The organism is Chryseobacterium sp. NG-CE01, from assembly GCF_055695505.1.
Genome location: NZ_CM146369.1, coordinates 941,696 through 954,727 on the forward strand (window position 1 = coordinate 941,696; position 13,032 = coordinate 954,727).

13 protein-coding genes are annotated in these 13,032 nt (G+C 37.7%); 8 read left to right on the forward strand and 5 right to left on the reverse strand.

Annotation, left to right across the window (positions count from 1 at the left end; genetic code table 11):
- Window positions 1–39: 39 nt before the first annotated feature.
- Both ACYT6F_RS04585 and ACYT6F_RS04590 read left to right on the forward strand, forming a co-directional pair.
- The gene (locus ACYT6F_RS04585) at window positions 40–312 is read left to right on the forward strand and encodes a hypothetical protein (protein WP_472600082.1); all 273 of its coding nucleotides are present in this window, start codon (window positions 40–42) and stop codon (window positions 310–312) included.
- Complete coding sequence (locus ACYT6F_RS04590; RefSeq protein WP_472601099.1) at window positions 279–1,175, forward strand: serine hydrolase domain-containing protein; 897 nt, start codon at window positions 279–281, stop codon at window positions 1,173–1,175. Before ACYT6F_RS04585 ends, ACYT6F_RS04590 begins: the two co-directional genes overlap by 34 nt.
- Here ACYT6F_RS04590 and ACYT6F_RS04595 read toward each other — a convergent pair.
- Window positions 1,172–2,443, reverse strand: a complete 1,272-nt coding sequence (locus tag ACYT6F_RS04595) for a Y-family DNA polymerase (protein WP_472600083.1) — start codon at window positions 2,441–2,443, stop codon at window positions 1,172–1,174. The genes ACYT6F_RS04590 and ACYT6F_RS04595 overlap by 4 nt on opposite strands.
- A gap of 182 nt (window positions 2,444–2,625) precedes the next feature.
- Here ACYT6F_RS04595 and ACYT6F_RS04600 point away from each other — a divergent pair, with 182 nt between their 5' ends.
- The 6 genes from ACYT6F_RS04600 to ACYT6F_RS04625 all read left to right on the forward strand — a co-directional run bounded on the left by ACYT6F_RS04600 (window position 2,626) and on the right by ACYT6F_RS04625 (window position 7,019).
- Window positions 2,626–3,126, forward strand: coding sequence for a M15 family metallopeptidase (locus ACYT6F_RS04600; RefSeq protein WP_472600084.1), 501 nt, complete (start codon window positions 2,626–2,628; stop codon window positions 3,124–3,126).
- 185 nt (window positions 3,127–3,311) lie between these two features.
- A complete protein-coding gene (locus tag ACYT6F_RS04605) occupies window positions 3,312–4,349 on the forward strand; it encodes a patatin-like phospholipase family protein (RefSeq protein WP_472600085.1) in 1,038 nt (345 codons plus the stop codon).
- Window positions 4,350–4,528: 179 nt separating this feature from the next.
- On the forward strand, window positions 4,529–4,693 hold the full coding sequence (locus ACYT6F_RS04610; protein WP_472600086.1) for a hypothetical protein: 165 nt from the start codon (window positions 4,529–4,531) through the stop codon (window positions 4,691–4,693).
- A 293-nt stretch (window positions 4,694–4,986) separates the two neighbouring features.
- Window positions 4,987–5,907 (forward strand): helix-turn-helix transcriptional regulator, encoded by a 921-nt coding sequence (locus tag ACYT6F_RS04615; protein ID WP_472600087.1) that lies wholly within the window; start codon window positions 4,987–4,989, stop codon window positions 5,905–5,907.
- A gap of 45 nt (window positions 5,908–5,952) precedes the next feature.
- Window positions 5,953–6,585 (forward strand): energy transducer TonB, encoded by a 633-nt coding sequence (locus ACYT6F_RS04620; protein ID WP_472600088.1) that lies wholly within the window; start codon window positions 5,953–5,955, stop codon window positions 6,583–6,585.
- 2 nt (window positions 6,586–6,587) lie between these two features.
- The gene (locus ACYT6F_RS04625) at window positions 6,588–7,019 is read left to right on the forward strand and encodes a nucleoside deaminase (RefSeq protein WP_472600089.1); all 432 of its coding nucleotides are present in this window, start codon (window positions 6,588–6,590) and stop codon (window positions 7,017–7,019) included.
- 86 nt (window positions 7,020–7,105) lie between these two features.
- Here ACYT6F_RS04625 and ACYT6F_RS04630 read toward each other — a convergent pair whose 3' ends face one another.
- The 4 genes from ACYT6F_RS04630 to ACYT6F_RS04645 form a co-directional block, all read right to left on the reverse strand.
- Window positions 7,106–7,864, reverse strand: coding sequence for a type III pantothenate kinase (locus ACYT6F_RS04630; protein WP_472600090.1), 759 nt, complete (start codon window positions 7,862–7,864; stop codon window positions 7,106–7,108).
- Window positions 7,865–8,027: 163 nt separating this feature from the next.
- A complete protein-coding gene (locus ACYT6F_RS04635) occupies window positions 8,028–9,872 on the reverse strand; it encodes a M1 family metallopeptidase (RefSeq protein ID WP_472600091.1) in 1,845 nt (614 codons plus the stop codon).
- A gap of 139 nt (window positions 9,873–10,011) precedes the next feature.
- Window positions 10,012–10,491 (reverse strand): DUF1572 domain-containing protein, encoded by a 480-nt coding sequence (locus tag ACYT6F_RS04640; RefSeq protein ID WP_472600092.1) that lies wholly within the window; start codon window positions 10,489–10,491, stop codon window positions 10,012–10,014.
- 152 nt (window positions 10,492–10,643) lie between these two features.
- Window positions 10,644–12,332, reverse strand: coding sequence for a DUF6909 family protein (locus ACYT6F_RS04645; protein ID WP_472600093.1), 1,689 nt, complete (start codon window positions 12,330–12,332; stop codon window positions 10,644–10,646).
- Between the last annotated feature and the right edge of the window lie 700 nt (window positions 12,333–13,032).

Below are 13,032 nucleotides of genomic sequence, written 5' to 3' on the forward strand. Positions count from 1 at the left end.
TTTCAAATTTAGCTTACATTTGCTTTAAGATCAATTAGTATGATGATTATTATGTATATGATTACAGTTCTTGTAATCGCTGCGGCACTTTTCTATCTTTTCGGATACAGTTATATTTTTAATGGAATTTCAAAAACCTACCTGAAGGGAAAAATGAGCGCTCATATTGATGACGGAAAGTTTTCACCCATAATGTCATCGCGGCCGGCAATCCTATCCGTTGGGAAAAAGATCCGGAGTACAATAAAACCCCATTACCTAAAAATATCGTTGAAGACCTGCATCATTCCAACACCGCTTCTTTTCTTGTAGTAAAAAACGGCAAACTCGTTCATGAACAATACTGGAACGGCTACAATGCATTATCAAAAACCAATTCCTTCTCCATGGCAAAAGCAGTTACCGTTATGCTTTTAGGAAAAGCGATTGAAGAAGGGAAAATCAACAGTGTGGATGATTGTTTTGCTGACTACTTTCCGGAATTTAAAAGCAAAGAATTTGCTGAAAATTTAACACTGAAAAATCTGGCCCAAATGGAATCCGGCCTTAACTGGGAAGAAAACTATAAAAATCCTTTTTTACCCAATGCCAAAGCCTACTACGGAAGAAGTCTTATAAAAGCTACTTTTTCAAGAACATTTAAGCATCATCCCGGAGAACGATTTGAATATCAAAGCGGTTCTACCCAACTGCTGGGCTTCGCGGTGAAAAAAGCAGTTAACCAGACTCTTGCGAGCTATTTATCTGAAAAAATATGGATTCCGCTCGGGATGGAACATCAGGCAGAATGGAGCACCGATGAAAGCGGAATGGAAAAAACCTATTGCTGCATCCATGCTACAACCCGGGATTTTGCAAAGCTGGGACAGTTATTCCTGAATAACGGAAAAGCAGGAGAAAAGCAGATTCTAAATCCTGATTTTATCAATCAAATGCGGACTCCTACAGAAAAATCTGAAGAAATCTACGGAATGGGATTCTGGATTAATTATGACAATCCCATTAAACATTATTATTTTTTAGGACTTCAGGGACAATACATCATCATGGTTCCTGAATACAATATGGTCATCGTAAGAACAGGAAGCTACAACAATATTCCTAAAAACGACCGCGGAAGGCCCGATCAGGTAAAGTTTCTGGTGAATGAAGCCGTACAATTATTTGCTGACTAATGGAACCTGAAATTGGCTTCCGTAAAAGTATTATTCTTAAGGAAAGCTTCGTATTCGGGAGATAATTGTTTTCTTCCGTAAGTATTTTCTCCGCTCATACTTCCCAGTCGTACTTTATCTTTCCCGAATTTCCTATTCAATGCATCCATGGCTTTCATTACCGGTAAATGCTGGTTTTGGGTATCTTCTTCGAAAAGGTTGATTAACCTTTGGTCTTCGGGTACGAAATCATTGACGATCACTCCCGCTTTTTTATAATGGAATCCTTCTTTAAAAACAGCCTCGAATAATTCGTTTACGACCCTTCCTATCAATATGGAAGAATTGGTAGGATTCGGGAGAATTTGAGTGATGGCATTTCTGTATTCAGGCAAATCTTTCCTGAAGCGGTTGGTCTGTACAAAAACCGTTACCATTTTACAGCAGGTATTTTGCTTTCTTAAACGTTCAGAGCAGTACATCCCGAAAGTCTCTACCCTTTCTCGCACCTCTTCTTTTTTGGTAAGCATTTCCATAAAACTTCTGGTTACCGCAATAGATTTCTTCGGAGACGGAGCATCCAGTTCCAGCTGCCGGATTCCTTTGAGCTCATTGATCATCCTTATTCCATGAATTCCCATTACTTTGCGTACCCACATTTCGGGTTTCTGCAGCAGATCCCATGCTTTATGAACACCGTTATCATTCATTTTTACGGCAAGTCTGCGCCCTATTCCCCATACATCTCCTATTGGCAGCCATTTTAAAGCTTTCTCAATTTTATCCGGTGTATCCAGTATAAATACTCCATCAAAATTATCCGGGTACTTTTTTACAATTCTGTTGGCAACCTTACATAATGTCTTTGTGGGTGCAATTCCGATACTTACCGGAATATTTGCCTCTTTCCCGATTCTGTTTTTTATTTCAGTACAATAATCGTGGATGTTGATGTATTTAAAACCAGTAAAATCCAGAAACAGCTCGTCAATACTGTACACTTCATAATCCAGAACATACGATTTTGCTATTTCAATAACCTGCTGACTTTTAAAATTATATAACTCGAATTTTGCAGAAAAACTTTTTACATCATGTTCTTTGAAAAGCGCTTTGTATTTAAACGCAGGCGCCGCCATAGGAATGTCCAGCTCTTTGGCTTCTCTGCTCCGGGACACAACACATCCGTCGTTGTTGGAAAGTACAACAACGGGTTTATTTTCAAGCGTAGGATCTAAAGTCCGCTCGCAGGAAACAAAGAAATTATTACAATCTACCAGAGCATACATAATTAAAAACGGAGCATTTCAATAAGCAAAATTATAACTTTTAAACTATAATATTATGTTTAGTATAAATTTTAACATTAAATTTAAATGATTGATATACAGAATATTAAATTTATTTTAATACGTCAAGTTTTGTCGTCATATACCTGTAATTTTGTTTTCTAAAATGCTAAATTATTGATATGGATAAAGTAACAGTACAAAGAATTGAAAAACTACATCCTCTTGTAAGGGAAGAGGTAAAACAGATCATAGAAGATTGTGATGAAGCGTTGAACGGAAGAGCAAAAGTAAGAATTACACAAGGTCTGCGAAGTTTTGAAGAGCAGGAAAAACTGTACGCAATCGGAAGAATTACTTCCGGGAAAAAAGTGACCAATGCCAAAGCCGGCCAGAGCATTCACAATTATGGACTCGCCGTTGATATATGCATGATGATCGACGGCAAGACAGCCAGCTGGGACACGGTGAAAGACTGGGACAATGACAGGGTAGCCGACTGGTATGAATGTGTGAAAATTTTTGCCAAATACGGCTGGGACTGGGGCGGCAACTGGAAAACCTTCAAAGACCTCCCTCATTTTGAGAAAAAAAGCATCCCTACAGAGAAAGGTATGGTAAAAACAAGCTGGCGGAACCTGATTAAAATGAAACGGGATAAAGAAAATTATGTAATCTTTTAATTCTCCTTTGTTTGAAAAATTATTTTAATACGACAAGTTCTGTCGCTTCCCAGTCCTACTTTTGCTTTAGAGAAACACCAAAACAATCTCTATACAATTAAAAACCAATAGTTATTTCTTCGGAAATCTATTGGTTTTACTTGTCTTTAATTGTCTGGTTTTCTCCGGAAAAAAGCAAAAAACAAATGAAAAAGACAACCATTCTATCTTTGGACGGGGGCGGAATCAGGGGAATCATCACCTGCATTATTCTGCGTTACATAGAAGAACAGCTGCAGATTTATGATAACCCGGGTGCTAAGCTCGGTGATTATTTTGATTTTGTTGCGGGAAGCAGTACAGGAGGTCTGATTGCATCTATTATTCTATGTCCCGATGAACACCGAAAAGCAAAATATTCCATCCAAAAAGGGCTGGAGCTTTATGCTGAAAAAGGTGGCGACATATTCCAGGTTTCTTTCTGGGAAACACTCATTAATCCTTTTGGACTGATTAACGAAAAAATATCCCAGAAAGCACTTGAAAAAAATCTAAATGACTTTTTTGGAAATTTAGAATTAAAGGAACTGATAAAACCTTGTTTAATAACGAGCTATGATATTGAAAACAGAAGAGCAAAGCTGTTTAACTCCTGGAAGGCGAGACTTAACACTGACAACTTTTACGTACGAGATGTGTGCAGGGCAACTTCAGCGGCACCTACTTATTTTTCACCGGTACAGATCAAATCAATGTACGGACAGATTTTCAGCCTGATTGACGGCGGCATGTTTGCGAATAACCCTTCGCTCTGCGCGTATGCGGAAGCAAGAAAGATTCCTTTTGCCGAAGTATTGAAAAATAATCAGAAAACCAACCATCCTACCGTAAATGATATGATTGTTATTTCTATCGGGACCGGTATTGAAGCACGCGCTTATTCTTTCAAAAAGCTTGAAAAGGCAGGAAAAATAAGCTGGGTAAATCCCATCATCGATATTTTAATGTCGGCCAACGCGGAAACAGTAGATTACCAGCTTTGTCAGATGTTTGATACACTGGAACAGCGAAATCAGAAAAATTATTACCGCCTTAATCCTTCATTGAAAAATGCTTCACCGGCAATGGACAATGTAAGAAGGTCTAATATAGAAAATCTGATACAGGCCGGGCTATGCTATATTGATGATAATCGTGATGTTCTCAATCAAATCGTTCAGAAACTGATTAAAAATAAAATATAAGCGATTTAACTTATAAAATGATAAAATAAGCTCTTAACCTTATATTTTGAAAATAATTTTTATACGTCATGTTTTGTCGCTGCGACAAAATATCTTTGAATCAGAATTAAAACAATAACCATGAAAACTCAAATTATTTTAGATTTATCTAAAACTATAACCAATACAAATATATAAACATGGAAACACCAAACCATCATGCCGATACTGTTTTCGATAGAGATCTTTATACGATTGACTGGAGTGAGATCGAAAATACAGAAATAGATTATGAAAATTATCTTATTGACATTGAAAGCTTTTTTCGGGATGATTTTGAAAACGATATTCCTGATGATGAATAAAAAACTAAGCAGCCATTTCACATAAACATTTCAGAACTCCGCAGAATTTCATTCTGCGGAGTTCACTTTTAATAAAGTTCTAATTTTTGACCATGAACAAAATATCGTAGATTATTTATGGGATATGGATTTCTAATGAATCTTTCGCAGGCAATAAAGGTTGCTGAACTTATCCACAAAAATAAAACACGACACGTTTTGTCGCATTAAGCTTATATATTTGTCTTAGAATATAACCATGAAACGCCTGGCGTTCCATTCGAAATTAACAACCTGCAGAAAAAATAGACCGAATGAAAAAAGACTTTTACCTGACCAGATACGCTTTGATAATCAAAAGATTAGAAAACTCTCCAGCGACCTATTCGCAGCTGGAAGAATACCTGCTCAACTCTTTTGAATTTCAGGACGCAGACATTAAAAGCTATTCGATCCGTACTTTGCAGAGAGATATCCGTGAAATTTCCGACCTGTTCAACCTGTCCATCCACAATAAGAAGAAAGGCGATAACCGATATTATATTGAGAGCCGCCCCATCATGGAAGTAGATGAGTATAATCAGAAGTTGCTCGAATCCTTCCAGGTAAGCAACGCCCTGAATCTTCATCCTGATTTCTCAGATTTTATCTTTTTTGAAAGCAGAAAACCTACAGGCGTTGAACATTTTTATGACCTGTTCTTTGCCATCAGAAATAAAAGAATTGTCTCTTTTGAACATTATAATTATAAAAATAAGCTGATGACTTCCCGAAAGGTACACCCGCTTGCTTTAAAAGAATCCAAAGACCGATGGTATCTCATCGCTATTGATACTAAGGATAAAATGCTGAAATCTTTCGGGCTGGACAGGATCAATTATTTGGATGTTTCGAACAGCAAATTCAAAGAAAAATATAAATATAATTTCAGGGAACATTTTAAAAATGCTTTCGGCGTAATGAATCTTACGGCCCAAAACCCTCAGAAAATTGTTCTCAAATGCAGCAGGCATCAGGGAGAGTATATCAAAAGTTTCCCCCTTCACCAGTCTCAGAAAGAAGTAAAGGAAACCCCGGAAGAGATCTTTTTTGAGTTCTTCCTCCATCCCACCTACGACTTTATGCAGGAGATCTTATCGTATGGAAAAGAGGTACAGGTTTTAGAACCGAAAATTTTAGTTGATGAAATACGCAGCCACCTGCAGGAATCGCTGAACAGCTATCTGAAAGACTGAACAATGTATTGGATTTTTTGATTACTTTTACATAAATATATCAAAGTGAAATTCCTGTTTCCATATCTTCTGTGCCTTATTTCTTCCTTTTGCTTTTCGCAGCAGACCGAAGACTTCAGGCTCGTTAAACAGTATTACAACCAGCACCGCTCTATGCTTGGTCAGGAATTCAAGAAAAAGTTTGACGCAGAAACCGATAATTTTCATAAAGCTTCTATAAAAAGTGATTACCTTCTTTTCATGCAGAAGATGGACAGTATAGAAAATGTTGCATTGACTGGTGTTTTATTAAAAACAAAAAATCTGGAGGATCTGGCGAGACTCCACCTCATAAAAGAAAACACTACACCCGAAGCTCATGAAGTTCCGAATGTCGTTATAGACAAAGCGGCAGATTATCCCGGAGGGATCAACGAGCTCAGAAGAGAAGTGGCCGGCCTTTTTTACCTGGGAGGTATATATTCTGAAACCAAGACCATTAAAACAAATGTTGCTTTCATCGTAGAAAGAGACGGCTCGATAACAAATGTTGAAGCCCAGGGAGATAATTTCACTTTTAACAGGCAGGCTGAAATCGCCTTATATTCTGTTTCGCAGAAATTTTCCCCGGCCGTCGTCAATGGCCATCCTGTTCGATACCGCTTCCGGCTTCCCTTAACTATGAATCTTGAAGAATAAAAATGTTTACCGACGAATATTTTATGAAAATGGCGCTCAATGAAGCGCATCTTGCTCTTGAAAAAGATGAAGTTCCGATTGGCTGCGTTGTCGTTTCCAACAACAGGGTCATTGCAAGAGCCCACAATCTCACTGAAACCTTGAATGACGTTACTGCCCATGCTGAAATGCAGGCCATTACTTCGGCTGCGAATTTTCTTGGCGGAAAATATCTTATCAACTGTACGCTTTATGTAACACTGGAACCATGTGTAATGTGTTCCGGAGCACTTTCATGGACACAGATTTCAAAAGTGGTCATCGGAGCAAGAGATGAACAGCGGGGTTTTATCAACAAACATCTTTCTCTTCATCCCAAAACAGAAATCGTAACCGGAATTATGGAAAATGAATGTTCTTCTATCGTAAAAGAGTTTTTTAAGTCAAAGAGATAATGAGTACAGGCTAAGATTGAGGCTGAAAAAAAAATGATCTGCGCCAAATTCAGCAAAGATCATTCAGCGCCAACCTTAACTTTACCTTACAAATCCTTTCCTAAAAAGTAAAGTCCTTTCAGGGTATGGAGTCTGTCCATTACATGGATTTTGTCTGTTAAAGGTTTATAGACATGAGAGACTCCTCCTGTAGCTACTACAAAACAATTATCTTCCACCTCATCATTGATTCGATCGATAAATCCTTCCACCATTCCTAAAAACCCGTATACCATTCCGCTCTGCATACAGGTAACGGTATCTAATCCTAAAACGGTCTTCGGCTTTACCAGCTCTATTTCCGGGAGCTGAGCGGTCTGGCTGATCAGGGAATTTAAAGCGGTAACGATTCCGGGAGCAATGATTACGCCCAATGTTTCGCCATTTTCTGCAACACAGCTTGCAGTAAGGGCTGTCCCAAAGTCCAGAACTATTTTTTTCCGGTCCGGGTACATATTATGCGCTGCCACCAGGTTGGCATAAATATCGGTTCCCATCTGTTTGGATTTGGCCTGAACTCCGGATAGAGTATTTCTGTCGACAATCACGGGATTAATCCCATGGATCTTCCTGATGGCCGAACTCATTATTTTTGTGAGCTGCGGCACTACAGAACCCATGATGATCTTATTAATTTCTTTTGGCTGAATTTTATAGGTCTGGTATAGCATAAGCATCTGAACATAAAGTTCGTCTGCCGTTCTGTAAGGCTTGGTATTGATGACCCACGAAATATCGCAGTTATCATCATTAAAAAGACCGAATCTGATATTGCTGTTTCCTACATTAATTACTATTGAATTCATTTATTTGATCTAATGGAATCACTAATTATTTAAGGCTTTAAATTTAATGATTTTATATAAGCCTGCTTACAATCTTCGAAATAAGTTTTATGCTGAAAGGAATGCTTTTAATAAAAATCCCCGCAGAAAAATTTCTACAGGGATTTTTATCTATGTTAAAATGTTATTTCACTTCAACAAAATTGTTTTCCATATTCACATCCGCCATTCTTTCACTGAAATCTATTCCTAAAACCGACAGCTGCGATTTTGTATAGGGAACAGTAATGGAGTATTCTTTTTGCGTCCATGGCCAATAAGGCATTGTCTTGAATTCTCCGTAAGCATCTTTCTCTTTCCAGGTGTGGGTCATATTCATCGGGATCTGATACGTTATTATTTTCTTGTCGGAAGTTATGACACTGAAGTCAACCGGCATGGGTACCTGACCGTTGTTTACCAGGGTAATGGTTGTAGATTTTGCATCGTACTTCACCTCTTTGATTCCGTAATCAATTGTTTTGGTAGTATTGATCCAGTAATGATGAAACCACTTCAGATCCATCCCGGAAACTTTCTGGGCAATATGCAGAAAATCTCTGTCGGAAGGATGCTTCAGTGCCCACTGATCATAGTACTGCTTTAATGTTTCCGCCAGATTCTGCTCTCCCATAATATAACCCAGCTGTACCAGATACAGTTCTCCTTTTACATAAGAGGCATAGGTATAGGAAGTACCGTTGTCATGATGATCTCCCAGCCATACCGCAGGCTCTTCGATTCCCTTTTTAATAAAATTCCTGTAAGCATTTATGGAGTTTACGAACGGATTCGGAAGCTCTTTCGAAGGAGGGAAAAGCTGATTCATCACGTAGCCTTCTGCATAGCTGGTAAAACCTTCATCCATCCAGGGACGCATCGGTTCATTGGTAGCCAGCATCTGCTGATACCAGGAGTGAGCGCCTTCGTGAGCCATAAGTCCCATCAGATCTTCCATACTTTTAGCTTCTCCTAAAATCATGGTACACATCCCGTATTCCATTCCGCCATCTCCTCCCTGGATAAAAGCGTAGGTAGGATACACATATTTCCCGAAATGAGCATTCATCAGCTGGAAATATTTTGTAACGTACGGCTGAGCCTGCTCCCAAACTTTAGTTTTATCATTATTCTGATACACGAGGAAAACCTTCGGGCCTTGAGGAACATCAAAACTTTTTACAATGTAGTCTTTGTCTGCCGCCCAGGCGAAATCCAGAATATTTCTTGCCGTCCATTTCCAGGTAACTTTATTATTCTTATCAACCGTAAGCAAAGATTTTTCCTGATACCCTTTTACAGTTCCGGGATTTTCGAGGATTCCTCCTGCTCCGATCACATAATCTTTGTTGATTTTAATATTAACTTCAAAATCTGAGAATGGCGCATGAAATTCTCTTCCGATATAATCGAAAGTTGCCCAGCCATCATAATCGTACTCTGCAATTTTAGGATACCACTGGGTCATCGTCATATCCACGCCTTCCCTGTTGTTTCTTCCGCTTCTTCGGATCTGCTGAGGAATCACGGCATCCCATTCTAATGTAAAGGTTGTGGAAGAATTTGGCTTAATAGACTCGGCCAGATATACTTTCATTACCGTTTCCTGAATTTCATATTTCAGCGTTTTTCCATTTTGTTTAATCCAGTGAATATTTTGTGCGCCTTCCTGATCTTTCGGGATAGAGGCAAGTCTTGAGATTCCGTCTTTCTGCAATCTTGAATCGCCGTTTTTTCCTTGTCCGGCAACTCTCTGATCCATCATTGAATTAGGCTTAAAGGCATTCCAGTACAGATGAAAATACACGACATTAAGCTCATCCGGAGAATTATTTTTGTAGTCTAATGTCTGTTTGCCTTCATAAGTGAATTTTTCAGCATTAACATCAATATCCATTTTGTACTTCGCACTCTGCTGATAATAAGGCCCCTGCTGAGCCTGAAACTGAGAAATGATAAACGCAAAGAGGATTGCAAAAGATCTTTTCATGTATAAAATTTATTTTCCTTAAAGGTATGTATTTAAATAAAAACCTCAAAAAATTGTGATTGTTGTTAAGGTTTTGTTCTATTGATAAAGTTTAGATTAAAATTATGTAGATTGTTAAATTTTCCGCTGATTTTCCTGATTATACAGACTCTTTTTGTTGAAGCAGTTTTTTAATTAAAGTAATCTGACCTAAATGATAGTAACAATGTTCAATCATTCCATCAATATTCCTGAGATAGGTTCCATATTTTTCGTTCACAAAAACCTCATTCATTTTGGAATCCGGCATCAGGTCCAGTAAGTTGGCGAATTTTTCAGCGTCATTCCATAATTTATTTTTAAGACTCTTCCACTGTTCTTCACTTTCAACAGGCGGAAGATCAAAACTGTACTGATCTCTTATTTCCAGATCTCCTCCTTCAAAAACATGGATAAGTCCGGCAATATAATAATCAATATGAAAAGTAAGCATGGCAATGGTGTTCAGAGAACCTATTTTAGCTGTAGCCTGTTCCATATTTACATTAGATAACTGGTCTTTAAAATTGGTATTGGCGATCCACAAACCATCCAGCAACACTTCACGGAATCTTTTGGCTAATTGTGATGATGAGCTCATTTGTTTTAATTTTTTTAAAGATAAGTTTTTCTAAACACAAATTTCTCAAATGAAAAACACAATTTTTAACACAAAAATTTTGCAATTCGTGGTAAATGAAAAATCCTTCAAGATTGAAGCCTTGAAGGATGTAAATTGCTATAATAAATTATTTATTTTTTAACAGAAATCTCTTTCTTTCCGCTTTGTAAAATCTTTTCTAATATTCTTAACGTAATAAGATAAGTAGGCTTCACTCCTGTCAGTCCTAAACCGCCTGAAGAAAGCGTGCTGCCTGTTTCCAACGGATTATCCGAAGCATAGTAAGCATACATTACAAATAGATCCGGGGTGATATGATGCCTGATCTTGGAAGCAACCTGAATGGCTTTCTGGTAATGCGCTCCTTCCATTTCAAGTCCGATGGCTTTCCATGAAGTGTTCATAAAATACGAAAGAATATCCCTGTTCTGAAGTGAAGTTCCCAATACGGTAATCATCGGCCCTTCGAAAGCCTGAAGTTCGTCATCTTTGAAATCTTCCAGTTTTAATGCATTTTCAAAAGGATAATTATCGGCTGTTCCTTCAAAAATATGGGAAGTCGGGATCATGACATCTCCTTTTCCACCGGCGAGAATTCCGGCTTTCCCCATAATAGAAACAGATTTCACCTTCATCATATAGACTTCTCCTTTATGTTCAAAAGGTCTAAGTAACTCGTCCATTACTTCAAAAGCCTGCTCTCCGAAAGCATAATCGAAAACCATGATCACATCGTCACCTCCGAATTTAATATCCTGGAACGGCGTGTTTTTAAGCTCGGTTTTGCTGAGGTCGATGATCTGAACATCAATATTACTTCCACTCTTATCATTAATATAGATCATGCCCTGCTCAAGCGCATATTTCGAAACTTTGTCGCGAAGCTCTTTTTTATCGGAAATTTCTCCGTATAGTTTGTAGTCAACCTTATGATCCTTCTTTTTGAGGGCTTCATTGGCATACAGCATATTTTTCACCGAATGCATATTGGCGGAAATAATATGAAGCGGGCGCATATGAAGATCATTTTCATACAACACCTCTTTTACTTTATGAGCCCATTTTTCACCAAAATAATGATGTCCTACTCTTTCTTTTAATATGGCACTGAAATGTATTTCGCGTTCTCTGGTCTGCTTGGCATCTTCAAGACTCACTTTAGCGAGATTATAGATGATTTTGAAAAGACGGTCCGGATTGTTGTCTTCGCCAAAAGTATTATAGGCATTCAGCGTTTCATCAAAAGTTCTTCCGATAAGAGATGACAGGTGAATCAGCGCGACTTCTTTTTCTTTTCTGCTGAATTTTTTCTCTCCTTTTACTACTTCTTCAATGATTTTGAAAGCACGTGTCGGCTTCCAGTTTTCATCCTGAATGAAGGCCAGGTTTCTTACTTTATCCGCTTCTATAAATAAGAAAGTTAAATGCGTAAGAATATCATAGATCTCGGAACGGCCCAAAAGCACTTCGATATTCATCTGATGTTCATCGATCCTGTAGCAGTTTCTTCTTCTCTTTTTGGGAACAATCGGTTCGAAACTTCCCTTATCAAATCCTTCATCCGAAGTAAGATGAATAAAAGCACATTCTTCAATTCCTTCCGGAAGCCTGTCCAGCACATACATCAACCCGTTGAGTTCGAGTTTACTCGGCACGTTCATACTTCCGTAGATTTCCGGATTGATGGTCTTTAACAAACTTCTGATCGTCTCCCCCGAAACACCGGCAGGTTTAAAAAAACCTCTGTAAAAGAGGTGTCTCATAGAAATATACAATCTTTCAATTGCTTCCGTTGTTTCTCTAGCTCTAGAATTTGTCATAAAATAAATTTCACACAAATATACAAAATCTCCGTCTAAGTTATTTTAAGTGTCTTTTAATAAATGGCTTAACATAATATAAAGGAATGGTATTATTTGGATTTAAAACCGAAGAAGCACAAAGAAACACTAAAAACCTATCTCTTTCAAATCTCAGAAGTTAATCAGGAGCTTTTTCCCGCTTTCTGCTGTATCTTTTTTGTCCCCTGCTTTTTAAGCCCTCCGCAGACAAAAAAGGATGTCGCGGCAATCGGGGCTAGGAAAAACCGGAGGCTTCGAGTCCCTCAGCCTCCGGTTTTTATAGATGATATTATTAGATACATCTTACTTTGGATTGTATTTGTTGATAAGAGCTAGAATTTACAATTGCAGAAGAAGTGATAATTTCGTCGTTTAAACTGGTAAAGTAATATTATTAATTAAAATTAATCCGTAATCAATAAAAATAGATGAAACATTTTAGTGATGCCTATAATATAATTTATAAATTGTACTCATAATAATATCGAGTTGCTGTTATCAGTTCCTAGCACAGCTGTTGTTCCTTTATTTTGATATCTATATCTCGAGATACCCCTCCTAAAATTACAATCAACGGTTAAATTTTAATTAATTTTACAATTACCCCTTAATTTTTTAGGGTTAAAATATTTTTGTTTTATTTTTTTCGTAAATTTGCATCGTAAAAATCAAACCTAAT